The sequence below is a fragment of the Salmonella enterica subsp. diarizonae genome (genome assembly GCF_008692785.1).
GTDB lineage: Bacteria > Pseudomonadota > Gammaproteobacteria > Enterobacterales > Enterobacteriaceae > Salmonella > Salmonella diarizonae.
This window is the reverse complement of the sequence record NZ_VXJV01000007.1, coordinates 15,515-39,508: the sequence shown is the minus strand read 5'-3', so window position 1 is coordinate 39,508 and position 23,994 is coordinate 15,515. Positions and strand designations below refer to the sequence as shown.

General features: G+C 54.5%; 23 protein-coding genes. 4 read left to right on the top strand and 19 right to left on the bottom strand.

What is annotated here, in order from left to right; genetic code table 11:
• Positions 1–48: 48 nt before the first annotated feature.
• The 5 genes from glnB to purL form a co-directional block, all read right to left on the bottom strand.
• Positions 49–387, bottom strand: coding sequence for a nitrogen regulatory protein P-II (gene glnB / locus F4V72_RS15235; protein WP_000717694.1), 339 nt, complete (start codon positions 385–387; stop codon positions 49–51).
• A 76-nt stretch (positions 388–463) separates the two neighbouring features.
• Positions 464–1,798, bottom strand: a complete 1,335-nt coding sequence (gene glrR / locus F4V72_RS15230) for a two-component system response regulator GlrR (RefSeq protein ID WP_024134831.1) — start codon at positions 1,796–1,798, stop codon at positions 464–466.
• On the bottom strand, positions 1,798–2,562 hold the full coding sequence (gene qseG, locus F4V72_RS15225; RefSeq protein ID WP_077944600.1) for a two-component system QseEF-associated lipoprotein QseG: 765 nt from the start codon (positions 2,560–2,562) through the stop codon (positions 1,798–1,800). Before qseG ends, glrR begins: the two co-directional genes overlap by 1 nt.
• Position 2,563: 1 nt before the next feature.
• Positions 2,564–3,994, bottom strand: coding sequence for a two component system sensor histidine kinase QseE/GlrK (gene qseE / locus F4V72_RS15220; RefSeq protein ID WP_134949864.1), 1,431 nt, complete (start codon positions 3,992–3,994; stop codon positions 2,564–2,566).
• Between the two features lie 504 nt (positions 3,995–4,498).
• Entirely contained in the window at positions 4,499–8,386 is a 3,888-nt protein-coding gene (gene purL / locus F4V72_RS15215; protein WP_150342470.1) for a phosphoribosylformylglycinamidine synthase, read from the bottom strand.
• Positions 8,387–8,410: 24 nt separating this feature from the next.
• On the opposite strand from purL, the gene F4V72_RS15210 reads away from it, so the two are divergent.
• Both F4V72_RS15210 and mltF read left to right on the top strand, forming a co-directional pair.
• Positions 8,411–8,641: a hypothetical protein gene (locus F4V72_RS15210; protein WP_024149495.1), complete on the top strand. Its 231-nt coding sequence runs from the start codon at positions 8,411–8,413 to the stop codon at positions 8,639–8,641.
• Positions 8,642–10,186 carry a membrane-bound lytic murein transglycosylase MltF gene (gene mltF / locus F4V72_RS15205; protein ID WP_023246007.1) on the top strand — a complete coding sequence of 515 codons (1,545 nt, stop codon included), beginning with the start codon at positions 8,642–8,644 and terminating at the stop codon, positions 10,184–10,186.
• Between the two features lie 50 nt (positions 10,187–10,236).
• Here the strand turns inward: mltF and tadA are convergent, their stop codons facing one another.
• From tadA to murQ, 4 genes are read right to left on the bottom strand one after another with little or no spacing between them, the layout of a single operon-like run.
• Complete coding sequence (gene tadA / locus F4V72_RS15200; protein WP_023246008.1) at positions 10,237–10,788, bottom strand: tRNA adenosine(34) deaminase TadA; 552 nt, start codon at positions 10,786–10,788, stop codon at positions 10,237–10,239.
• 24 nt (positions 10,789–10,812) lie between these two features.
• Positions 10,813–11,448, bottom strand: a complete 636-nt coding sequence (yfhb, locus tag F4V72_RS15195) for a phosphatidylglycerophosphatase C (RefSeq protein WP_000253558.1) — start codon at positions 11,446–11,448, stop codon at positions 10,813–10,815.
• Between the two features lie 3 nt (positions 11,449–11,451).
• Complete coding sequence (locus tag F4V72_RS15190; RefSeq protein WP_114049013.1) at positions 11,452–12,816, bottom strand: PTS transporter subunit EIIC; 1,365 nt, start codon at positions 12,814–12,816, stop codon at positions 11,452–11,454.
• Between the two features lie 10 nt (positions 12,817–12,826).
• A complete protein-coding gene (gene murQ, locus F4V72_RS15185; protein WP_023246010.1) occupies positions 12,827–13,720 on the bottom strand; it encodes an N-acetylmuramic acid 6-phosphate etherase in 894 nt (297 codons plus the stop codon).
• Positions 13,721–13,836: 116 nt separating this feature from the next.
• Between murQ and F4V72_RS15180 the strand changes: the two genes are divergently transcribed.
• The gene (locus F4V72_RS15180) at positions 13,837–14,685 is read left to right on the top strand and encodes a MurR/RpiR family transcriptional regulator (protein WP_136058134.1); all 849 of its coding nucleotides are present in this window, start codon (positions 13,837–13,839) and stop codon (positions 14,683–14,685) included.
• A 55-nt stretch (positions 14,686–14,740) separates the two neighbouring features.
• Positions 14,741–15,010: a YfhL family 4Fe-4S dicluster ferredoxin gene (locus tag F4V72_RS15175; RefSeq protein ID WP_023246012.1), complete on the top strand. Its 270-nt coding sequence runs from the start codon at positions 14,741–14,743 to the stop codon at positions 15,008–15,010.
• A 125-nt stretch (positions 15,011–15,135) separates the two neighbouring features.
• Here the strand turns inward: F4V72_RS15175 and acpS are convergent, their stop codons facing one another.
• The 10 genes from acpS to rseA form a co-directional block, all read right to left on the bottom strand.
• On the bottom strand, positions 15,136–15,516 hold the full coding sequence (gene acpS / locus F4V72_RS15170; RefSeq protein ID WP_000986043.1) for a holo-ACP synthase: 381 nt from the start codon (positions 15,514–15,516) through the stop codon (positions 15,136–15,138).
• Positions 15,516–16,247 carry a pyridoxine 5'-phosphate synthase gene (pdxJ, locus tag F4V72_RS15165; protein WP_079813253.1) on the bottom strand — a complete coding sequence of 244 codons (732 nt, stop codon included), beginning with the start codon at positions 16,245–16,247 and terminating at the stop codon, positions 15,516–15,518. The genes acpS and pdxJ overlap by 1 nt, the downstream gene beginning before the upstream one ends.
• A gap of 11 nt (positions 16,248–16,258) precedes the next feature.
• Complete coding sequence (gene recO, locus F4V72_RS15160) at positions 16,259–16,987, bottom strand: DNA repair protein RecO (protein ID WP_053510795.1); 729 nt, start codon at positions 16,985–16,987, stop codon at positions 16,259–16,261.
• 11 nt (positions 16,988–16,998) lie between these two features.
• Positions 16,999–17,904, bottom strand: coding sequence for a GTPase Era (gene era, locus F4V72_RS15155; protein WP_023246015.1), 906 nt, complete (start codon positions 17,902–17,904; stop codon positions 16,999–17,001).
• A complete protein-coding gene (gene rnc, locus F4V72_RS15150; protein ID WP_001068341.1) occupies positions 17,901–18,581 on the bottom strand; it encodes a ribonuclease III in 681 nt (226 codons plus the stop codon). The genes era and rnc overlap by 4 nt, the downstream gene beginning before the upstream one ends.
• A gap of 273 nt (positions 18,582–18,854) precedes the next feature.
• Positions 18,855–19,829, bottom strand: a complete 975-nt coding sequence (lepB, locus tag F4V72_RS15145) for a signal peptidase I (protein WP_000002559.1) — start codon at positions 19,827–19,829, stop codon at positions 18,855–18,857.
• Positions 19,830–19,845: 16 nt separating this feature from the next.
• Positions 19,846–21,645 carry a translation elongation factor 4 gene (gene lepA / locus F4V72_RS15140; protein ID WP_000790156.1) on the bottom strand — a complete coding sequence of 600 codons (1,800 nt, stop codon included), beginning with the start codon at positions 21,643–21,645 and terminating at the stop codon, positions 19,846–19,848.
• Positions 21,646–21,895: 250 nt separating this feature from the next.
• Positions 21,896–22,375, bottom strand: a complete 480-nt coding sequence (gene rseC, locus F4V72_RS15135) for a SoxR-reducing system protein RseC (protein WP_079796408.1) — start codon at positions 22,373–22,375, stop codon at positions 21,896–21,898.
• Positions 22,372–23,328, bottom strand: a complete 957-nt coding sequence (gene rseB, locus F4V72_RS15130; RefSeq protein WP_023179692.1) for a sigma-E factor regulatory protein RseB — start codon at positions 23,326–23,328, stop codon at positions 22,372–22,374. The genes rseC and rseB overlap by 4 nt, the downstream gene beginning before the upstream one ends.
• The gene (gene rseA, locus F4V72_RS15125; RefSeq protein ID WP_001168374.1) at positions 23,328–23,978 is read right to left on the bottom strand and encodes an anti-sigma-E factor RseA; all 651 of its coding nucleotides are present in this window, start codon (positions 23,976–23,978) and stop codon (positions 23,328–23,330) included. Before rseA ends, rseB begins: the two co-directional genes overlap by 1 nt.
• Positions 23,979–23,994 lie beyond the last annotated feature (16 nt).

Genomic DNA, 23,994 nt, shown 5'->3' with positions numbered 1-23,994 from the left:
ACAGTGGTTCGCTGCCCACAGGGAGGAGATGGGCAGCGAATCGGCACATCAGATAGCCGCGTCGTCTTCTTCACCAGTACGGATACGAATAACGCGGGCGACGTCAAAGACAAAAATCTTACCATCGCCGATTTTCCCCGTCTGCGCGGTACGAATGATGGTGTCAACACAGGTATCCACGATGTCGTCAGGCACAACGATTTCAATTTTTACCTTCGGCAGAAAATCCACCATATATTCCGCGCCGCGATACAGCTCGGTGTGGCCTTTTTGACGGCCAAAGCCTTTGACTTCAGTTACCGTCATCCCGGTAATACCTACCTCGGCCAGCGCTTCACGGACATCGTCCAGTTTGAAGGGTTTAATAATCGCATCAATCTTTTTCATGCTATTCCTTGAAAAGGTCGCCTGTGTTTTGATCGGTTAAACGTAACATATTTCGCACTACTTTACGGCATGAAAACTACTCTTTGAAATCATTCGCATCCAGTTCATGACGGGAGAGTAGCTTGTAGAATTCCGTGCGGTTGCGCCCCGCCATCCTTGCCGCGTGCGTCACGTTACCTTTGGTAATTTGCAGTAACTTGCGCAGATAGTTCAGTTCAAATTGGTTTCGCGCTTCGGCAAAGGTTGGCAGCGCGGTGTTTTCGCCTTCCAGCGCCTGCTCGACCAACGCATCGCTGATCACCGGCGAAGAGGTTAACGCCACGCATTGTTCAATGACGTTGACCAGTTGGCGCACGTTGCCCGGCCAGCTTGCCGTCATCAGCCGCTTCATCGCGTCGGTAGAAAAGGCGCGGACAAATGGTTTATGCCGTTGTGCCGATTGTCTGAGCAGATGATTAGCCAGCAGCGGAATATCCTCGGTACGCTCGGCCAGCGCCGGAATTTTCAGGCTAACTACATTCAGCCGGTAGTACAAATCTTCACGAAATTCGCCCCGCGCCATCGCCTTCGGCAGATCGCGGTGCGTCGCAGAAATAATTCGCACGTCGATATCGATATCGCGATTGCTGCCCAGCGGCCTGACTTTGCGCTCCTGTAACACCCGCAGCAGCTTCACCTGTAACGGCGCGGGCATATCGCCAATTTCATCCAGAAACAGCGTGCCGCCTTCCGCCGCCTGGAACAACCCTTCACGATTGCTCACCGCGCCGGTAAAAGCGCCGCGCGCATGGCCGAATAATTCGGACTCCAGCAACTGTTCCGGCAACGCGCCGCAGTTAATGGCGACAAAGGGCTTGTTACTGCGCGGGCTGGCGTTATGAATGGCCTGTGCAAAAATCTCTTTCCCGGTGCCGCTTTGTCCGTTAATCAGCACGCTGACATCCGACTGTGCAACCATGCGCGCCTGTTCAAGCAGTCGCAGCATCAGCGGGCTACGAGTAACGATAGATTTGCGCCAGCTATCGTCCGTCGCGGGAGCGGACTGCTCCAGCGCTTCATCTATTGCTTTATATAACGCGTCTCTGTCGATCGGCTTCGTCAAAAAGCTGAATACGCCCTTCTGGGTAGCGGCCACCGCATCCGGAATGGAACCATGCGCCGTCAGAATGATAACCGGCATTCCCGGCTGTACTTTCTGAATTTCTGTGAACAGTTGCATACCGTCCATTTCATCCATGCGCAGGTCGCTTATTACCAGATCTACTTTTTCCCGATGCAGTACCCGTAGTCCTTCCTGGCCGCTCTCGGCGGTAACCACGCTGTATCCTTCGCTGGTCAGGCGCATACCGAGTAATTTCAGTAATCCGGGATCGTCATCGACCAGCAGTAGGTGCGCCGGTTTACGGCTTATCATGGCGTTACCTCATCTTGTGACGGCGACGGCGCCGCGCCATCTTCAGAGGTCGCGGGTTTGTCATTCGTATGCGGCGTCTCGGCGTTGTAATTCCCTGCCGGTTTCCGTGTCGAAAGCTGGCGCTCAATATCGGTTAAACTCTCCAGCTTACGGGTGGTAAGATCGAACTGCGTTTGCAAGGCCTGTTGCTGCTGGCGCAGCGCATCCAGCTCACTATCTGACGTTTGCTGGAGTTTGCTATAGCGCTGACGTTCGGCAGAAAGGGCTAATTGCAGCGCCTGACCGTCATGCCAGATTTGGTAAACGGGCCGTACCTGAGCCGGTATTTGCGCGCTTAACGCCTCCAGACGGGATACCATGGCGCGACGCTCCGGCGGCGTAATTTTTGCATCCGCCAGTAAGATCCCGCGCCTGAAGGCATTCTGCCAGTTATCATCCGTCAACGCACGCGCCTCTGCGCGCGACTGAACCGGCATCAAACGATCGGCGCAGTCAATCGCGCGTAGCCAGTACAGCGGATTCGTCTCCACCGTCTGCCCGCGTAGCGACCAGATATCCGCGCACGCCGTCGGGAGATAATCCGCCAGTTGATAATGGGGGAGCTTGTCCTGCGCTGCGCTATCGGGCAGTTGCTGTGCGGCGTGGGGAACACATGCGGTCAGCGCCAGACACGATATGCCCACCGGTATTCCCCACCGCAAAAGGCATCGTTTAATAGTTTGGACTAAAACGTGTGACATACTCACCAGGCTTAAATTCATATTAGTGTTTGTCAGATATAGGGAGAGGCAGCGAGATGCGAAAACAGACTTCTTGCGCGTTGTCATCCACCAGTCGGATCTCTCCCTGCATTCGACGAATACAATCTCTGGCGATACTCAGCCCTAGCCCACTGCCTTTTACTGCCCCTTTTCGCTGGTGGCTTCCCTGGAAAAAAGGCTCAAAAATCATTTCTCTTTCCGTTTGCGGAATCGGCTCACCGCTATTAATCACATCGATATAAACCGTGGAGCCCTGAGAGCGACTACGGATATAAATGTTACCGGATTCAGCGCCGTAGTGCACCGCGTTGGAATAGAGATTATCCAGCACGCTCATCAGCAACATTGGCTCTGCCATGCAGCGCTCGGCCTCCAGGTCGACATCGGTATGCATCATTTTAGCGCGGGCAGGTAAACTGTGGGCGGAAACCACCATATCCACAAGCGGCGCGATATCAACCGCTTCCAGCTCTGTGGCACTGTCCACCAGTTTCCGGTTGTAATCAAGCAATTGCTCAATCAATTTTTGTAAATTACGACTGCTGACATCCAGAATATCGACTACCTCTTTTTGCTCCGGCGTCAGCGGCCCAACCACCTGATCGGCCAGCAGCTCTGTCCCCTCGCGCATACTGGCCAGCGGGGTTTTCAGCTCATGAGACAGGTGACGTAGAAACTGATGCCGCTGGGATTCCAGCCACGCCAGGCGCTCACTCAGCCAGATAATGCGCTGCCCCACCGATCGTAATTCACGCGGACCGGTAAAGGTGACGGTATTCCCCAAAGAACGGCCCTCGCCCAGGCGATTAATCATCCGTTCAATTCCTTTCACCGGCCCGATAATCATGCGGGTAAAAAGTAGCACCATCGCCAGACTCACCAGAAATAGCACCAGCGCCTGCCAGCCGAAAAATTGTCCGCGCTCGGCGATTTCTTGTTGTAACTGCTGCCCGCGCGAGTAAACGACAGTACGCGTCGCCTGCACCATTTCCGTATTGGCATTGGCAAAAGCCTCCAGACGCGCGGCGGCCGCCGCTTCCGGGCCGCTATCTTTACACTGTAATTGTGCCAGCGCGTTTAAATCCTGGCGTAACGCCTGATACAGCTTATCATCCGGCAAGACACCGGCATGGGCGTCCAGCATATCGCTATAGCGCTTACGCTGGCTTTGATACACCTTCGCCAGCGTCGAATCGTCAAGCACGCAATACTGTCGGTAACTTCGCTCCATCTCCAGCGCGACGTTGGTCATCGCCTCACTACGCCGGGCGTCAATAAGCGTGCTGCGGTTAGTCACCGCGGCCTGATCGCTTAACGCGTTAAGACTTTGCCACGCCTGCCAGGCCAGAACCAGCAACGGCAGCAAGATTAGCAAAAAGGCCAGCATGACCAATTGTCGTAAAGATCGGGGGAAAACAGACCAGCGCTTCAACGTATCGCTCACATAAAAGAAGAATAAAAAAGATGCTAACCGAGGGGAGCGCCAGATACAACAAAGCCGGGTTAAACCCGGCTTTGTTGCGGAATAAGGCGGTGCCTAACTCGACGTTTCGCCCGGAGGTTGATAAAGCTACGCTATTATCAGAAGTTGGACGGCAGGCACCTTGTTGTGCGTCATTCGAAGTTTATGTAGCGCGTCCCTAAGGGGCTGACATAAGAAGGTGAATGAGCCACTGATTACTATTATGCAGTAACTGTGCCAGGTTGCAAAACAATTCATTAATTTGATGATTTTAATGTGTTTTATAACCTGTCCGTATCCTGATGCTGGCGGGCAAAATTTCAGCAACGTGTCGCCAAGAAGCGACACTAAAAACCATCATCTTAATATCATTCAAAAAACAATGAGTTAAGTGTCACCCTTTAGCGACACTACGTGTATGGTGATGTCGGGGTTTCACGACACCACCAAAATACCGGACAGCGACGCCTGGAACTACCCTAACTGCTTACGCGCATTACGGAAGATACGCATCCACGGACTATCCTCCCCCCAGTTTTCCGGGTGCCAGGAGTTGGCGACGGTGCGGAATACGCGTTCCGGATGCGGCATCATAATCGTCACCCGACCATTTTCGGTCGTCACCGCCGTGATACCGTTCGGCGAACCGTTCGGGTTAGCAGGGTAACGTTCGGTCACGTGACCGAAATTATCCACGTAGCGCAGGGCGACCAGGCCTTTGCCCTCAAGCGCCGCAAGATGCGCATCGTCACGCACCTCAACGCGCCCTTCCCCATGAGAAACCGCAATCGGCATCTGTGAGCCTACCATTCCTTGCAGCAGCAGCGATGGGCTTTGCGTCACTTCCACCAGACTGAAGCGGGCTTCAAAGCGGTCAGAATGGTTACGTACAAAACGCGGCCACAGTTCGCTGCCCGGGATCAGCTCGCGCAGATTCGACATCATCTGGCAACCATTGCACACCCCAAGCGCCAGCGTTTGCGGACGATGGAAGAAGGTTTCAAACTCGTCACGAACGCGATGGTTAAACAGAATGGATTTCGCCCAGCCTTCACCCGCCCCCAGCACGTCGCCGTAGGAAAAGCCGCCGCAAGCCACCAGCGCGTGGAAGTTACCCAGACCGATGCGACCGCCCAGCAGGTCGCTCATATGGACGTCAATAGCGTCAAAGCCCGCGCGATGGAACGCCGCCGCCATCTCCACGTGAGAGTTCACCCCCTGTTCGCGCAGTACAGCGACTTTCGGTCGTGCGCCTGTCGCAATGTACGGCGCGGCGATATCTTCATTAATGTCAAACGACAGCTTCACGTTGAGGCCCGGATCGGCATCATTCGCTTTCGCCTCATGTTCCTGGTCGGCACATTGCGGATTGTCGCGCAGACGCTGCATCTGCCATGTGGTTTCCGCCCACCAGACACGCAGCGTAGTGCGGCTTTCGCTGAATACCGTCTGGTCATTAGCGGTAATCACAAAGCGATCGCCTGCCAGGGCCTGACCAAGGTAGTGGACGCAGTCAGCAAGGCCGTACTGCGCCAACAGCGCTTCGACCGCGTCTCTGTCTTCAGCGCGTACCTGAATCACGCCGCCCAGCTCCTCGTTGAACAGTGCGGCCAGATGGTCATCGCCCAGCGCGGCGATATTGACCTGCACGCCGCAGTGGCCGGCAAATGCCATCTCGGCCAGCGTCACCAGCAGACCGCCGTCGGAACGGTCGTGCCAGGCCAGCAGTTTACGCGCAGCGACCAGCGCCTGCATGGCGTCATAGAAGCCTTTCAGTTGCGCGACGTCACGCACGTCCGCGGGTTTGTCGCCAAGCTGACGATAGACCTGCGCCAGCGCCGTTGCGCCCAGCGCGTTGTGGCCTTTGCCAAGATCGATCAGCAGCAAGGCGTTATCTTCCGTTGAAAGCTGCGGCGTAAGGGTATGACGCACGTCTTCCACGCGGGCAAAGGCGGAAATCACCAGCGACAGCGGCGAGGTCATTTCGCGCTGTTCGTTGCCTTCCTGCCAGCGAGTTTTCATCGACATCGAATCTTTACCCACCGGAATGGTCAGGCCAAGCTGCGGACAGAGTTCCTCTCCCACCGCTTTAACCGCGTCATACAAACCGGCATCTTCGCCAGGATGACCGGCTGCCGCCATCCAGTTAGCGGAAAGTTTGATGCGCTTGATATCGCCAATCTGCGTCGCGGCGATGTTGGTCAACGCTTCGCCGACGGCCAGGCGGGCGGAGGCGGCAAAGTCCAGCAGCGCCACCGGCGCACGCTCGCCAATCGACATCGCTTCGCCGTAGTAGCTGTCGAGGCTGGCGGTAGTGACCGCGCAGTTAGCCACCGGGACCTGCCACGGGCCGACCATCTGATCACGCGCCACCATACCGGTGACGGTACGGTCGCCAATAGTGACAAGGAAGGTTTTTTCCGCCACGGTCGGCAGATGCAGAACACGATTTACCGCGTCGGCAATCGTGATATCCGCGCGGTTCAGCGCGTCGCCTTTCGCCTTCAATGTTTGCACATCGCGGGTCATTTTCGGCGTTTTACCCAGCAGGACATCCAGCGGCAGGTCGATCGGCTGATTGTCGAAATGGTTATCATGCAACGAGAGATGCTGTTCTTCGGTAGCGTCGCCAATGACCGCATACGGCGCGCGTTCGCGCTTACACAGTTCATCGAACAGCGGCAACTGGTCAGCCGCCACCGCCAGTACATAGCGCTCCTGGGATTCGTTACACCAGATTTCCAGCGGGCTCATGCCCGGCTCGTCGCTAAGAATGTCGCGCAGTTCGAACTTCCCGCCGCGCCCGCCGTCGCTAACCAGCTCCGGCATCGCATTGGAGAGACCGCCCGCCCCCACATCATGGATAAACAGAATCGGGTTGGCGTCGCCCAACTGCCAGCAGCGATCGATCACCTCCTGGCAGCGGCGTTCCATTTCCGGGTTATCACGCTGAACAGAGGCAAAATCAAGATCCGCATCAGACTGGCCGGAAGCCATTGATGATGCCGCGCCGCCGCCGAGACCGATATTCATCGCCGGACCGCCGAGGACAATCAGCTTCGCGCCTACGACGATCTCGCCTTTCTGCACGTGATCGGCGCGGATATTACCGATCCCACCCGCCAGCATGACAGGCTTGTGATAACCACGCAGTTCTTCACCGTTGTGGCTTTTCACTTTCTCTTCATAAGTGCGGAAGTAGCCGGTCAACGCCGGGCGACCAAATTCGTTGTTAAACGCCGCGCCGCCCAGCGGGCCTTCGGTCATGATATCCAGCGCGGTGACAATACGTTCCGGCTTGCCAAAATCCTCTTCCCACGGCTGTTCAAAACCCGGGATACGCAGGTTAGAGACTGAAAAACCCACCAGACCGGCTTTTGGTTTCGCACCGCGCCCGGTGGCGCCTTCATCACGAATTTCGCCACCGGAACCGGTCGCCGCCCCTGGCCACGGAGAGATGGCGGTTGGGTGATTATGCGTTTCGACCTTCATCAGAATGTGCGCGGGCTCCTGATGAAAATCGTAACGGCCGGTATTGTGGTCGGCAAAGTAGCGCCCCACCGCAGATCCTTCCATCACCGCGGCATTGTCTTTATAGGCGGATAGCACATAGTCCGGCGTGGTTTCGAAGGTGTTTTTAATCATTTTAAACAGCGATTTCGGCTGCGGTTTACCGTCGATAATCCAGTCGGCATTAAAAATCTTATGGCGGCAGTGCTCGGAGTTTGCCTGGGCGAACATGTACAGTTCGATATCGTTCGGGTTGCGCCCCAGTTTGGTAAACGCCTCCTGCAAATAATCAATTTCATCCTCCGCCAGCGCCAGACCGAGACGCAGGTTGGCGTCAATCAGCGCCTGGCGGCCTTCTCCCAGCAGATCGACACTGGAAACCGGCGCAGGCTGATGGTGGATAAACAATTTTTCCGCATCGGTTAAAGAAGAAAACACCGTCTCCATCATGCGGTCGTGCAGCTCTGCGGCAACTTGTCGCCACTGTTCCGCCGTCAACGTCGAAGCCTCGATATAGTACGCTACGCCGCGCTCCAGACGATCAACCTGTTGCAAGCCGCAGTTGTGAGCGATATCCGTTGCTTTCGAAGACCAGGGGGAGATAGTGCCAGGACGCGGCGTGACCAACAGGAGTTTACCCACCGGCCTATGACTGCTAAGCGCCGGGCCGTATTGCAGCAGACGGGTAAGCTGCGCCTGCTCGCTATCATTTAACGGGGCGTTCAGGTCAGCAAAATGGACATACTCAGCGTATATATTGTGGACCTGGAGGTTGGCAGCCTGAAAGCGCGCCAGCAGTTTATTGATACGGAATGCAGACAGTGCAGGCGAACCACGCAGAATTTCCATCATAAGTCTCTCGTCTTCTAAGCTTCGGTGTGCGCAAGGGGGGAAACGGGCGTCATTATAAAGAATCTGACGCGCCGACGAAACCGTTTGCGTAGAAATAAAATCACCGCATTTTCTTGTCATACGGTGCGGCTATCGTTGCGAATAAGTTGCCAACTGGCGCATTGTTACGCAAAATGCCGCTCATTGATGACTTATCTATTGCAGCAAAACATCTTCTTCAGCCCGAGGCAACGCACGATTCAGAGAATTAACTAATTGAAAAAATTAAAGATTAATTATCTGTTCATCGGCATATTGACGCTGCTGCTGGCAGCAGCCCTTTGGCCCTCTATCCCCTGGTTCGGTAAAACCGAAAACCATGTCGCCGCGATTCAAGCCCGGGGGGTATTGCGCGTCAGCACGATCGACTCGCCATTAACCTATTCCGTTATCAACGGTAAAAAATATGGCCTGGACTATGAACTGGCACAGCAGTTCGCCAACTATCTCGGCGTAAAGCTGAAAGTGACGGTACGCCAGAATATCAGCCAGTTGTTTGACGATCTGGATAACGGCAATGCCGACCTGCTCGCGGCAGGGCTGGTCTACGACAGCGCGCGCGTTAAAAACTATCAGCCCGGTCCCATGTATTACTCGGTTTCGCAACAGCTTGTCTACCGGGTCGGACAATATCGCCCACGTTCGCTGGCGACCGTTAACGAGAATCAGCTTACCATTGCGCCGGGGCACGTCGTGGTCAATGATTTACAGCGTTTAAAAGAGACAAAGTTTCCCGACCTGAGCTGGAAGGTGGATGATAAAAAAGGCTCGACGACGCTGCTGGAAGAGGTCATCAGCGGCAAACTGGATTACACTATCGCCGATTCAGTGGCGATCAGTCTGTTTCAGCGCGTCCATCCCGAACTGGCCGTAGCGCTGGACGTCACGGATGAACAGCCCGTGACCTGGTTTAGCCGACTGGACGACGATAATACGCTCTCCGCTGCGCTGCTCGATTTTTTCAATTCGATCAATGAAGATGGTTCTCTGGCGCGGATTGAAGAGAAATATCTGGGGCATGGCGATGATTTCGACTACGTTGACACCCGCTCTTTCCTGCGAGCGGTGGATAACGTCCTGCCGGAGCTGGAACCGTTATTTAAAAAATATGCCAAAGAGATAGACTGGCGTCTGTTGGCGGCGATTTCTTATCAGGAATCGCACTGGGACCCGCTGGCGACCTCGCCAACCGGCGTGCGCGGCCTGATGATGCTGACTAAAAATACTGCCCAAAGTCTGGGGTTGACCGATCGTACCGATGCGGAGCAAAGCATAAGCGGCGGCGCTCGCTATCTTGAAGATATGATGGCTAAAGTTCCCGAAACCGTTCCGGAAGACGAGCGTATCTGGTTTGCTTTAGCCGCCTACAATATGGGTTATGCGCACATGCTCGACGCCAGATCGCTAACGGTAAAAACCAAAGGCAATCCGGATAGCTGGACCGATGTGAAGCAACGTTTGCCGCTATTAAGCCAAAAACCGTATTACAGTAAGTTAACCTACGGTTACGCGCGCGGACATGAGGCTTATGCTTATGTGGAAAATATCCGTAAATACCAGATAAGTTTGGTGGGGTATTTGCAGGAAAAAGAAAAGCAGGAAGCGGAAGCCATGAAACTGGCGCAGGATTATCCGGCGGTATCCCCGGAGGAGCTGAATAAAGCGCCCTTCCCCTTCCTTTCGTTTTTATCGCAGTCATCAGGCTACCTGACGCATTCGCCGTCTTTACTGTTTACACCGCAGAAGAAAGAAGAAAAATAGCGCGGTGGTCTTATTGGATGGCGACGCGCAACGTCTTATCCGGCATTGCGTTATGCTGCTGGCCCCGTGCCTTCCGCGCGGGCGGCTTTCTTCAGGGCTTTAATTTCCTGACGACGCATACGGAAAAAATCACTGAGCAGCGTCGCACATTCATCGCGCAGCACCCCTTCAATAATGTCGACCCGGTGATTCATTCCCGGATGGTGCAGCACATCAATTAGCGATCCGGCCGCGCCGGTTTTTGCATCGCGCGCGCCAAAGACAACGCGTCCAATGCGGCTATGCACCATAGCGCCTGCGCACATCACACAGGGTTCCAGCGTGACATACAGCGTGGCATCCAGTAACCGGTAATTCTGCAATACCAGACCGCCCTGACGCAGCGCCATTATTTCAGCATGCGCAGTAGGATCGTGGCGGCCAATGGGCCGATTCCAGCCTTCGCCAATGACGCGATGGTTATGCACCAATACCGCGCCAACCGGGACCTCTCGTTCGTCCCAGGCGCGTTTCGCCAGCGTCAGCGCATGGCGCATCCAGTATTCGTGATCTAATTCGACATCAGACAAAGAGGTAACTCCGGTAATGAAAGCGGGCGGCATTATACACAGACGCTATGCTTTTCACTATTCGAGCTGCTGTAACTCGCCGTGCGGCGTCACCCGCCAGCGATGCTGGCAAAAATAAAGCAGCGGGTTATCCTGTTTGCTGTCGCTGTAGCCGCTATAAAGACGCAGCGGCGTACCGATTTTACGTTCCAGTTGCGCGACTTTTTCATGGCCCAGACAGCGCACGGTCAATACCCAGCCGCCATACCGTCGCGCCATCTGGCTGGCGATGAGGTTAACGCGCGGCAGCCACGGCGTATCAAAATAGACTTGCTCTACCAATGATTGCGGAGAACCGGTAATAAGCCAGATATCCGCGTCAGAGCTCAATAGATAGGTGGTCAGACGCTCCTGTACAACCGGAAACGCCGTGACGTTAGCGCGAAACCAACGGACAAAATCCGCCTGATGCGCCTGCAAACGCGTTTCGCTATGGCCAAAAGTACAGCCCCACAACAACAGACTCATCGGCCAGCGGGCCGCACGCCCTTTTACCAGTAAACCAATACCGATAATGGGCAACAGCGGCAGTACGAGCAGCGCATTTAACGGCTGACGGCGCAGCAAATAACGCAGAAAACTGCCGAACATATCCTGTTGATGTAACGTTCCATCCAAATCAAAAAAGACGACACGACGCTCGTGGCTGACCAAACCTTACTCCTCTGGATCGTTGAACCCCAGCAGCCAGGTAAAAATAAACCCGGCAATTACCGCTATTAAATAGCCTAACAGATAGAACAGGACTTTTCCGGCAACAATTGTTAATGCCAGAGGTAAACCGGAAATGCCAAAGGTAATTACCGTCGCCACTTTCCAGTAACTGATCAACGCCCCACCTACCGCGCCGCCAAGGCAAGCGCCAATAAATGGCTTACCCAATGGAAGCGTGACGCCAAAAATCAGCGGCTCGCCAATCCCCAGCAGTCCGACCGGAAGCGCGCCTTTAATCACCTTTTTGAGTCGCGCATTGTGGGTTTTCATCAGTACGGCAATGGCCGCTCCTATCTGACCAACGCCCGCCATCGCCAGGATAGGAAACAACGCGTTATAGCCGTGCGCTTGCACCAGCTCCACATGAATAGGCACCAGCCCCTGATGCAATCCGGTCAGTACCAACGGCAGGAAGGTTCCGGCTAACACCGCGCCCACCAGAAAACCCCCGCTTACGATTGCCCAGGACGCGCCGTGAGCGATAGCGTCTGAAATCCAGCCGCCAAGCGGTTGCAGCGCGACAATCGCTACCGCACCGGTGATAATAGTCGTCAATAAAGGGTTAAGAATTAACTCCAGCGACCCCGGCAACAGCTTACGGAACTGGCGCTCAATCCAGCACATTAACGCCACCACCAGCAGGACGGCAATGACGCCGCCCCGTCCCGGCTGAAGCGCCTCGCCAAAGAGCGTAATCTGCGCCAATTGCGGGCTGGAAAGTATCCCCGCCATCACGCCGCCTAACGCCTGCGATCCGCCAAAGACTTTTGCGGTATTGACGCCAACCAGAATGTTCATGATAGCGAACACCGCGCTACCAAATATCCCCATCAGGCCCAGCAGGTTAGGGTAATGGACGGCAACATCGCCAACAATATCCGGACGTTTAAGAATGTTGATAATGCCGGTAATCAAGCCGGATGCGATAAAGGCGGGGATAAGCGGAATAAAAACATTCGCCAGCTTACGCAACGCATCGCTCATCGGTGCTTTATACTTCGCTTTCGCCTCGGATTTGGTACGCGCCATAGCGTCTATACCCGGTTTTACACCGCCTGCGGCAATCTGCACGCGCATCGCATCGACCACCTGCGCAGCCTTCCCCGGTCCAACGATCAGCTGATGTTGCTCCCCTTGCTTTACGTATCCACTGACGCCAGGCAACGCTTTTAAGCGTGGAATATCCAGTTGGCTATCATCCTGTACCTCCACTCTGACTCGCGTCATACAGTTTTCCAGGCGCAGAATATTTTGCTCTCCGCCTATACCACGTAAAATATCGCTGGCGAGCGCTGCCGTCTTATCCATACACACCTTTTTAGTGTTCTAACGCCGCTCTTAAAAAGCCCTGATGAACGGCGAGTTTTCCCCTGGCGGCCTCGGCATCCAGTCCCGTAAGCGCCATCAGAATGGCGGGCTTAACCTCAAAATCGGTCTGTTTCAACAATGTTTCCGCCTCCTCACGACCTATCCCGGTCACTTCAACGACCATCCGACATGCGCGATCGACCAGTTTGACATTGGTGGCTTTCATATCCACCATCAGGTTTTGATAGACCTTGCCGAACTTCACCATCGCGCCGGTAGAAATCATATTGAGCACCATTTTCTGCGCGGTGCCGGATTTCAGCCGCGTAGAGCCGGTAAGCGCTTCGGGCCCGACAACTGGCGAAATAGCGATATCAGCCTCCCGCGCAACAGGCGAATCTGGATTACAGGAGACGGCCACGGTAGTACAACCGGACTGTCGCGCATAGCGCAGACCGCCAATCACATAGGGTGTACGACCCGACGCCGCAAGCCCCACCACCAGATCTTGTTCTTGCAGATTTAGCGCGACAAGATCGTCTTCGCCTGCCTGTTGGCTGTCTTCCGCGCCTTCGACTGCTTTCAGCAACGCGCCCGGCCCGCCGGCAATCAGCCCGACGACCAGACCGTGCGGAACGCCAAACGTCGGGGGGCATTCTGAGGCATCCAGTACGCCAAGCCGACCGCTGGTGCCCGCGCCCATGTATATGATACGTCCGCCAGACTTCAGCGCCGCCGCTGCGGCATCCACCGCACGTGCAACGTCAGGCAGAGTGGCTTTTACTGCTTCTGCTACCAGCGTATCCTGTTCATTAAAACGCTTAACTAGTTCAGGGGTAGGCAACGCATCCAGATCCATCGTTTGCGGGTTACGGGTTTCAGACACTAACGTACCAAGATTCATTTTTGTCCCTCTGGAATTTTTAATTCATAATAAGCGCCCATAATGGAATAGAATATTCCCCCAGGCGAGTGAAATTTTGTTTTGTCGTCGCCATCACGTTTTCGCAGGAGCCGCCCATGAACTGTTTGATTCGTATTCGCCAGCGTTATCCGGATCTCGCGCAGAGCGACAAGAAACTGGCAGATTATCTCCTCGCACAACCGGATACGGCGCGGCATCTGAGCTCGCAGCAACTGGCGGCCGAAGCGGGCGTCAGCCAGTCCAGCGTAGTCAAGTTCGCGCAAAAACTGGGGTTTAAAGGGTTTCCGGCGTTGAAACTGGCTATCAGCGAAGCGTTAGCCAGCAATCCTAATCCGCATTCCGTTCCCGTTCATAACCAGATTCGCGGCGACGATCCGATGCGCCTGGTCGGAGAAAAATTAATTAAGGAGAATGTGGCGGCGATGCACGCCACGCTGGACGTTAACAGCGAAGAAAAACTGTTAGAAAGCGTCGTGATGCTGCGCCACGCCCGACGTATTGTGATCACCGGGATTGGCGCCTCTGGACTGGTGGCGCAAAATTTTGTCTGGAAGCTACTGAAGATTGGCGTTAACGCGGTGGTTGAGCGCGATATGCACGCACTGCTGGCGACGGTGCAGGCAATGGCGCCGGAGGATCTGCTGCTGGCGATCTCTCATTCCGGGGAGCGGCGAGAGCTGAACCTGGCGGCGGACGAAACATTACGCACAGGCGCGAAGATCCTGGCCATTACCGGTTTTTCTCCCAACGCCTTGCAACAGCGCGCCACCCGCTGCCTGTATACGATTGCTGAAGAGCAGGCGACGCGTAGCGCCGCTATCTCCTCGACACATGCGCAAATGATGTTGGCCGACTTACTGTTTATGGCGCTGGTACAGCAGGATTTAGAGCGGGCACCGGAGCGTATTCGCCATAGCGAGGCGCTGGTAAAAAAACTGGTTTGAGTAAAGAATGCGCGTATAATGCCCGCCCGGTTTGTGATGTTTTGAGAGTTTCCTGATGGCCCTGTTAATCACCAAAAAATGTATCAATTGCGATATGTGCGAGCCCGAATGCCCGAATGAGGCGATTTCAATGGGCGACAGCATTTACGAGATTAACAGCGACAAATGCACCGAGTGTGTAGGTCATTACGAAACGCCAACCTGCCAGAAAGTCTGCCCGATCCCCAATACGATTTTGCAAGATCCCGCCCATGTCGAAACCGAAGAGCAGTTGTGGGATAAGTTTGTCCTGATGCATCATGCAGATAAACTCCAGGCCGAATAAGGCGTTTACGGCGCAACAATGCCTGATGGCGCTACGCTTATCAGGCCGACAAAATATCGGCACGTAGGTCGGATAAGGCGCTTACGCCGCCATCTGGCAACACAAAACAACCCTGCCCGGCAAATCTAACTTTCCAGAATGACCGTAGCGCAGGCGTAATGGCGCTCATCGGCCAGCGTGACATGCATATGCGCCACACCAAGTTTTTCCGCCAGCGTTAACGCCTCTCCCCACAGCCGCAGACGTGGTTTTCCCAACTCATCGTTAAACACTTCGAACTGATTAAACGCCAGACCGTTGCGGATACCGGTGCCAAAAGCTTTCGCTGCCGCCTCTTTGACCGCAAAACGCTTGGCGAGAAAACGCACCGGCTGCTGATGCGTCTCCCAAATAGCCCACTCGTTGTCGCTGAGCACACGCCTTGCCAGACGTTCGCCGGAGCGGGAGATCACTGCCTCAATGCGGGCAATCTCTACAATGTCCGTTCCCAGGCCAAGAATCGCCATTAGCTGCGCGCTTCCAGCATCAAACGTTTCATTTCAGCCACCGCCTCTTTCAGACCCGTCATCACCGCCCGACCAATAATGGCATGACCGATATTGAGTTCGTGCATTTCCGGCAGCGCGGCAATAGCTTTGACGTTATGGTAGGTCAGGCCATGACCCGCATTCACTTTTAGCCCCAGGCGGGCCGCCAGGGTCGCGGCGCTGGCAATACGCGCCAGCTCTTTTGCCTGTTTCGCATCGGTTTCTGCGTTAGCATAGCAACCGGTATGGATTTCGATAAACGGCGCGCCCACTTCCGCCGCCGCATTGATTTGCGCTTCATCAGCATCAATAAAGAGCGAAACCTGGATGCCAGCGGCCGCCAGACGCGCACAGGCATCGCGCATTTTATCGCGCTGTCCGGCCACATCCAGGCCGCCTTCGGTGGTGACTTCCTGGCGTTTTTCCGGCACCAGACAACAGAAATGCGGCCTGGTTTCTACGGCGATCGCCAGCATCTCTTCGGTCACCGCCATCTCCAGATTCATGCGCGTATGCAGCGTCTGACGCAGAATGCGCACATCGCGGTCAGTAATGTGGCGACGATCTTCACGCAGGTGTACGGTAATGCCGTCCGCGCCTGCCTGTTCAGCAATAAACGCCGCCTGTACCGGGTCCGGATAGTCGGTGCCGCGCGCGTTACGTAACGTGGCGATGTGGTCAATATTAACGCCTAAGAGTAATTCAGCCATGACAATCCTCGTTAATCTTTCTTCGTTTTTACTGTGCGTTTGGGCATAAATTGCCGGAACAGCTCCCGGCTTTTTAACGGTTTTCCCCCAAGATACGGCTTTAACGCCATACGGGTAAAGCGTTTCGCGGCACGCAGAGTATCTACATCCGGAAATTCCCGCGCCTCCAGTGCTTTCAGGTGCCGTCCGGTAAAGGTGTTGTTATCAATGACGACGCTGGCGATAAACCCCTTTTCTTCGCGATAGCGGTAGGTCATGGTGTCATCCACCCGCTCGTCGCTCCCCGCACAGTGGGTGAAATTGACGCCATAACCCAGATGTCCCAGCAACGCCAGTTCAAAACGTCGCAACGCCGGTTCAGGCGAGCCAGTGGTTCCCGCCAGCGCCTGAATACAGTTCAGATAATCAAAAAAAAGTTCGGAGAAGCGCGTTTCATATTCCAGTACGCGAGAGAGGAGTTCGTTGATATACAGGCCGCTATAGAGCGTAATACCGCTTAACGGCAGCGCCAGAGAAACCGCCTCGGCGCTGCGCAGGGTTTTCACCTCGCCGCGTCCGCTGTAGCGTAGCAATAACGGCGTAAAAGGCTGCAACGCGCCTTTCAGATTGGAACGTTTAGATCGCGCGCCTTTGGCGACAAGGCGCACGCGCCCCGATTCTTCCGTGAAGACGTCCAGCATCAGGCTGGTTTCGCTCCAGGGGCGACTGTGCAGAACAAATGCGCGCTGCCACCCTTCCACGCAGTGTTAACTCACAGATCGTCTACGTAACCGAGACTGCGCAGAGCGCGTTCGTCGTCGGCCCAGCCGGATTTCACTTTCACCCACAGTTCCAGGTGTACCGGCGCTTCGAACATCTCCTGCATGTCTTTACGCGCTTCAATACCAATGGTTTTGATTTTGGCGCCTTTGTTGCCAATCACCATCTTCTTCTGCCCTTCACGCTCGACGAGGATCAGCCCATTGATATCATAGCCGCCGCGTTCGTTGGTAACAAAACGCTCAATCTCAACGGTAACGGAATACGGCAGCTCGGCGCCGAGAAAACGCATCAGCTTTTCACGGATGATTTCAGACGCCATAAAGCGCTGAGAGCGATCGGTGATGTAATCTTCCGGGAAGTGGTGAATAGCTTCCGGTAAATGTTTACGCACGATACCGGCAATGGTATCGACGTTCATACCAGTTTCAGCAGAGATCGGCACGATATCAAGAAAGTTCATCTGGCTTCCCAGGAACTGGAGGTGCGGCAGCAAATCGGCTTTTTCCTGCACGTTATCCACCTTGTTAACGGCGAGAATAACCGGCGCTTTGCCGTCGCGCAGTTTGTTCAGGACCATCTCGTCGTCCGGAGTCCAACGGGTGCCTTCCACAACGAAAATCACCAGCTCAACGTCGCCAATCGAACTGCTCGCCGCCTTATTCATCAAACGGTTAATGGCGCGCTTTTCTTCCATATGCAGCCCCGGGGTATCGACATAGATTGCCTGATACGGGCCTTCGGTATGAATACCGACAATGCGGTGACGCGTGGTCTGCGCTTTACGGGAAGTGATCGAAATCTTCTGCCCAAGCAGTTTGTTCAGCAAAGTGGATTTGCCAACGTTTGGACGTCCGACGATGGCAATAAATCCGCAGTAAGTTTTGTCGGTGCTCATTCCAACTCCAGTTTTTTCAGCGCCTGTTCGGCGGCAGCCTGCTCCGCCTTACGACGGCTGGAACCCGTGCCAACCACCGGTTCACTCAGGCCGCTGACCTGGCAGTGGATAGTAAATTCCTGATCGTGCGCCTCGCCGCGTACCTGCACAACCAGGTAAGATGGCAGCGGCAAATGGCGACCCTGCAAATACTCCTGCAAGCGCGTTTTCGGATCTTTTTGTTTATCGCCCGGGCTTATCTCATCCAGACGGGTTTTATACCAGTTAAGGATTAACTGCTCGACGGTCTGGATATTGCTATCGAGAAATACTCCGCCGATTAACGCTTCAACGGTGTCCGCCAGAATAGACTCACGGCGGAATCCACCGCTTTTTAATTCGCCCGGCCCTAAACGCAGGCACTCGCCTAAATCAAATTCACGGGCTAATTCCGCCAGCGTATTACCACGCACCAACGTGGCGCGCATACGGCTCATATCTCCCTCATCCACCCGTGGAAAACGGTGATAAAGCGCGTTAGCGATAACGAAGCTCAAGATTGAGTCGCCTAAAAACTCCAGACGTTCGTTATGTTTACTGCTGGCGCTGCGGTGAGTTAATGCCTGCTGCAACAGCTCCTGATGATTAAAAGTGTAGCCCAGCTTCCGTTGAAGCCGATTAATTACGATGGGGTTCATGCGATACCAATAAATGAATGCGTCAACAATCCAGCACACGAAACAGACCTGATACACGTCATCTGCCCTGCCGCATCGCTGCAGCGGAAAGAGGGTTGTCTATAACCAACGCTGTTTCGTGTGCCGTGGCGGCCAAACGGCGCCAACCTAAAACTTCGGAGGAATATTCTATACACAACGACAGGGGATGTCGTTAGTCTGAGGGAATTTATCCAGGAAATAATTCACGCTGCCGCTAAAAAGACGACAGCGTGAACGATCATTTCGCCACAGTTAGTGAATACCGCCGATACGACTCAGGCGTACGCCTGTCGGCCACTCCCCTTCCTGCTTGTCAAAACTCATCCAGATAGCAACCGCTTTACCGACCAGATTCGCTTCCGGAACAAATCCCCAGTAACGGCTATCCGCGCTGTTATCGCGGTTATCGCCCATCATGAAATATTGTCCCGGCGGTACAACCCAGGTCGCCAGCGGTTGTCCTGGCTGTTGGTAATACATGCCCAACTGATCCTGGGCTATCGGCACCATCAGGATGCGGTGCGTCACATCGCCCAGCGTCTCTTTACGTTCGGTCAGACGAATGCCGTTTTCTTTCGTCTCGTTTAGCGGAACCTCAAAGAAACCGCTGGTCGCTTCTCCGCCGTTACGGCGGGCAAAGGTCTGTACAAAATCGCTCGGCTCAACGTTAGAGTAGGTAACCGGCAGCGCATTTTCGCACGCCTGACCGGAGCTACAGCCAGGCTGAATCGTCACCTCTTTCGCAACCGGATCATAAGTGATTTTATCGCCCGGCAAACCGACTGCGCGTTTGATGTAATCTAACTTAGGATCTTCTGGATATTTAAATACCACAATATCCCCGCGCTTTGGATGACCGGTTTCAATCAGGGTTTTCTGGTAGATCGGATCTTTAATGCCATAGGCAAATTTTTCCACCAGAATAAAATCGCCGATAAGCAATGTCGGCATCATCGAACCTGACGGAATCTGAAAGGGTTCATAAAGAAATGAACGAACGATCAGCACAATTGCCAGAACCGGGAAAACCGATGCCCCTGTCTCCAGCCAGCCCGGCTTAGGCGCCACTTTATTGAGCGTAGCGTTATCCAGCGCATCTCCCGACGCCGTTTGCGCGGCAGCCTGACGCGCCCGACGTTTTGGCGCGAAAACAAACTTATCAACGCACCATAAAATGCCCGTCACCAGTGTGGCTATCACCAGAATCAGGGCAAACATGTTCGCCATGCCAACTCCTTAGGGATTATTTATTGTCTTTACCGACATGCAGAATGGCGAGGAACGCTTCCTGAGGTAGCTCGACATTACCGATCTGCTTCATGCGTTTCTTACCTTCTTTCTGTTTCTGCAGCAGTTTTTTCTTACGACTGATATCGCCGCCGTAGCACTTCGCCAGCACGTTTTTACGTAACTGTTTTACCGTCGAACGGGCAATAATATGCGTACCAATCGCCGCCTGTATCGCGATATCAAACTGCTGGCGCGGAATCAAATCTTTCATCTTCTCCACCAGCTCGCGACCGCGGCTTTGCGAGTTATCGCGGTGCGTGATCAGCGCCAGAGCATCGACACGCTCGTTGTTGATTAACACATCAACACGCACCATGTCGGAAGCCTGGAAGCGCTTGAAGTTATAATCCAGAGACGCATAGCCGCGCGACGTTGATTTCAGGCGATCAAAGAAGTCGAGCACCACTTCCGCCATCGGAATTTCATAGGTCAACGCCACCTGGTTACCGTGGTACACCATGTTAGTTTGTACGCCGCGTTTCTCAATACACAGCGTAATAACGTTACCTAAATAGGCTTGTGGTAACAGCATATGACACTCGGCGATAGGCTCGCGCAGTTCATAAATGTTATTCAACGGCGGCAGCTTGGAGGGGCTATCAACATAGATAGTCTCTTTCGCCGTCGTTTCTACTTCATAAACCACGGTCGGCGCAGTGGTGATCAGATCCAGATCGTATTCGCGTTCCAGACGCTCCTGAATGATCTCCATGTGCAGCAGACCGAGGAAACCGCAGCGGAAACCAAAACCCAGCGCCGTGGAGCTTTCCGGTTCATAAAACAGTGAGGCGTCGTTCAGGCTCAACTTGCCGAGCGCATCGCGGAAACTTTCATAGTCGTCGGAGCTGACCGGGAACAGACCTGCGTAGACCTGCGGTTTCACCTTCTTAAAGCCCGGTAACGCCTTTTCCGCTGGGTTACGCGCTGAGGTTAAGGTATCGCCAACCGGCGCGCCGAGGATATCTTTAATGGCGCAGACCAGCCAGCCTACTTCGCCGCACTTCAGCTCAGTACGATCAACCTGTTTCGGCGTGAAGATCCCCAGGCGGTCAGCGTTGTAGGTCTGCCCGGTGCTCATCACTTTAATTTTGTCGCCCTTACGCATCGTGCCATTTTTAATACGCACCAGCGATACCACGCCCAGGTAGTTATCGAACCAGGAGTCAATAATCAGCGCCTGTAGCGGGCCGTCCGGATCGCCTTGCGGCGGCGGGATATCGCGTACCAGGCGTTCCAGAACATCCGTCACGCCGACACCCGTTTTGGCGGAGCAGCGTACCGCATCCGTCGCATCGATACCGACAATGTCTTCAATTTCTTCCGCCACACGCTCCGGATCGGCGGCCGGAAGGTCAATCTTGTTAAGCACCGGCACCACTTCAAGATCCATTTCCATCGCGGTGTAGCAGTTCGCCAACGTTTGCGCTTCTACGCCCTGGCCAGCATCCACCACCAGCAGCGCGCCCTCGCAGGCTGCCAACGAACGGGAAACTTCATAGGAAAAGTCAACGTGTCCCGGCGTGTCGATAAAGTTCAGTTGATAAGTTTCACCATCAGACGCTTTAAAATCCAGCGTCACACTCTGGGCTTTAATAGTAATACCGCGCTCACGCTCAAGATCCATCGAATCAAGTACCTGAGCTTCCATTTCACGGTCAGACAGGCCACCGCAGATCTGGATAATACGGTCAGACAGCGTCGATTTACCGTGGTCAATGTGAGCAATGATCGAAAAGTTACGTATGTTCTTCATAGAGATAAATTATTATGCCTTACGCCTGGTTGACCAGACTTTGAGGTCGCTGTTCTGAGCTTAATGTCTGTTTTAACTGAAACGCCGCATTCTACACTACAACGCTAAGGCGAGGAAATGTTCATAGTGTAAGGAGAGCGAGAACTGGAAAACGCCTCGCTTTTTTCCTGTAAAACACCGCAACGCAGGAAAAGCTCATGCTTATCGGGACAACAACCCAACGCGGCAGGTGTACCGTTGGGCAAAACGTTTACTGGCGCGTTTCGATTGAGGTAGTTTCGACGCGAACAAGGTCAGGCGGGAGGGCAACGTTTAAAATCACCGGCTGCCAGGCGTCGCGCTCCGCCAGTTTTCGGGAATAGCCGCGGGCAACCAGAAAACCGCCCACGCCGCCCAGCACGGCCCCGCTTAATGCGGCAAGGTCAGATCCAAACAGCATCTGAAAAAGCGCCGCACAAAGAAATAGCCCCGCTAAAGGCGACATATAGACCAGCAACGCCGAACCTAAAAGGCTTTTTTCGGCGATACCCAACTCGACTTTCTGCCCCGGCGCCAGCGGCTCCGCGCTTGGCACAACAATGGTATGCGTGGTTTGCGGCCCTAATTTATTCAGTACGCGACTGCCGCATCCCGCACGGGAGGCGCAGTTGCTGCACGACGCTTTAACGTCGCAGCTCACCACCGCCTGACCATTCTGCCAGGAAACAACGGTTGCCCACTCTTTGATCATTGTACTGCCCTGAACTTGATACTGTCGGCAATGCGCTTCGCCGTTTGCGGCGGAAGCTCGCCGACAATGGTGATTTCCGCGTTGTCGCGAACGCTGCTATAAACCGTTCGGCGTCCGGTACGCAGCATCTGATCGCTGCTGTTTTGCGTAGCCCGGTTCACATTGACGGAAAAGCTAAACAGACCGTCAGAATAAAGCCGCGATTCGATAGGCAGGTTATCCATCGTCGGCAACGGACGACGGCTACTGGAGACTTCGCTAAAGCCTTGCGGCACCCAGGATGGACTCCAGTTAAACTTCGTTTTTTCGCCACCGGGAACAGAAAGCAGCGGCGGAAGATTCGCCTTCGCCAGCGCCTGCATAGTGCTGCCGATATCCTGGCTCACCGTGAACGCAATAACGCGGAACTGCTCCAGCGTCTCGCCATCGCGATCCAGCAGATCAACGCGCATCGGCAGTTTGGTGTCCATGTCCATCCAGACGATATAGCTGTAACGCGTACCATCGCGCGCCACAACGCGGATAACTTCGCACAATCTGTCTGCGATACGGGTGCGTCCTACGGAAATAAAGTCGTAGTAAGGCGCCAGACGCTTGAAGTCGGTGTAAATCAGGGAAGGCAGAGAATCGACAATATAATCACCGTTCAGGGTGAACGGCTCAAGGCCCGGTTCAAAATAACTGATTTCATTACCACGCTGTACGACCTCCCGGCGGGGACCGTCCAACTGTAACAATTGCGCAAGCGGGCGACTATCCAGGCGTGCGTGTCGATAACGCAGAGATTCAACGCCTTGTTTCGTGATGCTGACGAATGACAGCTCGTAATTCAGTGACTGGCTGGCGATGTTCATCTGCTGCAATAACGCCCCGGACGCAGGGTCGGCCGAGGCGTTTACTGAGAAGAACAGGCTAGCCGCCACAAGGGACATGGCAAACCAAAGTTGCTTCATTACTGCGATTGCGTTCCTAAAGTTTGGATTCCTGGCACCTGTACCGCGGCTTGCTGGGTTTGCGCCTGCTCAAACTGAAGCTGTTCGGAGTGCAGTCGGCGTTGCAGTTCATAGTCCTGCAACATGGCATTAATGCGACGACGCTGCTCCTGTACCTGCTGTTGCTGACTGCCGACAGGCGCTGCTTCAGAAGGCACTCCCAGACTTACCGGGCTGGCTTTCCCCATCATAGGCAGGGTATTGAAAACCGGCGTTTCAGGTTGCTGGGATGTTTCAGATTGCCCATTATAGTGCTGGACGCCAACGATAACTGCAAGTGAAACGCACGCCGCCACTCCCATTTGGGTAAGCTGCGCCGCCCACGGACGCACTTTTTTCCAGAACGGCATTTTCTGCCATTGCTGCGGAGCGGGTTGGGCCTCAGGGATTAATGGCGACACCTGACGTACTGGCTCGTTTTCAATAGCGGCCATCACGCGAGCGGATATATCGAAATGGAGAACGTCAGGCGTATCCCCCCGCATTGAATCGCGGATCAGGTGATAACTCTCCCATGTTTTCTGCATTTCCGGGTCGTGCGTAAGCGCTTTGAGCAGCTCACTGTCCAACGTTTCGCCATCCATCAAAGCGGAAAGTTTTTCTTTCTGCATGCCTAATACCTTTTCC

Bases quoted from the DNA above. Each gene is read 5' to 3' on its own strand.
- lepB (WP_000002559.1), bottom strand. From the start codon at position 19,829: ATGGCGAACATGTTTGCCCTGATTCTGGTGATAGCCACACTGGTGACG.
- qseG (WP_077944600.1), bottom strand. From the start codon at position 2,562: ATGAATTTAAGCCTGGTGAGTATGTCACACGTTTTAGTCCAAACTATT.
- rseB (WP_023179692.1), bottom strand. From the start codon at position 23,328: ATGAAGCAACTTTGGTTTGCCATGTCCCTTGTGGCGGCTAGCCTGTTC.
- pdxJ (WP_079813253.1), bottom strand. From the start codon at position 16,247: ATGGCTGAATTACTCTTAGGCGTTAATATTGACCACATCGCCACGTTA.
- rseA (WP_001168374.1), bottom strand. From the start codon at position 23,978: ATGCAGAAAGAAAAACTTTCCGCTTTGATGGATGGCGAAACGTTGGAC.
- tadA (WP_023246008.1), bottom strand. From the start codon at position 10,788: ATGCCGCCCGCTTTCATTACCGGAGTTACCTCTTTGTCTGATGTCGAA.
- acpS (WP_000986043.1), bottom strand. From the start codon at position 15,516: ATGGCGATTCTTGGCCTGGGAACGGACATTGTAGAGATTGCCCGCATT.
- rnc (WP_001068341.1), bottom strand. From the start codon at position 18,581: ATGAACCCCATCGTAATTAATCGGCTTCAACGGAAGCTGGGCTACACT.
- murQ (WP_023246010.1), bottom strand. From the start codon at position 13,720: ATGAATCTTGGTACGTTAGTGTCTGAAACCCGTAACCCGCAAACGATG.
- glnB (WP_000717694.1), bottom strand. From the start codon at position 387: ATGAAAAAGATTGATGCGATTATTAAACCCTTCAAACTGGACGATGTC.
- F4V72_RS15180 (WP_136058134.1), top strand. From the start codon at position 13,837: ATGAACTGTTTGATTCGTATTCGCCAGCGTTATCCGGATCTCGCGCAG.
- F4V72_RS15175 (WP_023246012.1), top strand. From the start codon at position 14,741: ATGGCCCTGTTAATCACCAAAAAATGTATCAATTGCGATATGTGCGAG.
- era (WP_023246015.1), bottom strand. From the start codon at position 17,904: ATGAGCACCGACAAAACTTACTGCGGATTTATTGCCATCGTCGGACGT.
- purL (WP_150342470.1), bottom strand. From the start codon at position 8,386: ATGATGGAAATTCTGCGTGGTTCGCCTGCACTGTCTGCATTCCGTATC.
- F4V72_RS15190 (WP_114049013.1), bottom strand. From the start codon at position 12,816: ATGGATAAGACGGCAGCGCTCGCCAGCGATATTTTACGTGGTATAGGC.
- rseC (WP_079796408.1), bottom strand. From the start codon at position 22,375: ATGATCAAAGAGTGGGCAACCGTTGTTTCCTGGCAGAATGGTCAGGCG.
- lepA (WP_000790156.1), bottom strand. From the start codon at position 21,645: ATGAAGAACATACGTAACTTTTCGATCATTGCTCACATTGACCACGGT.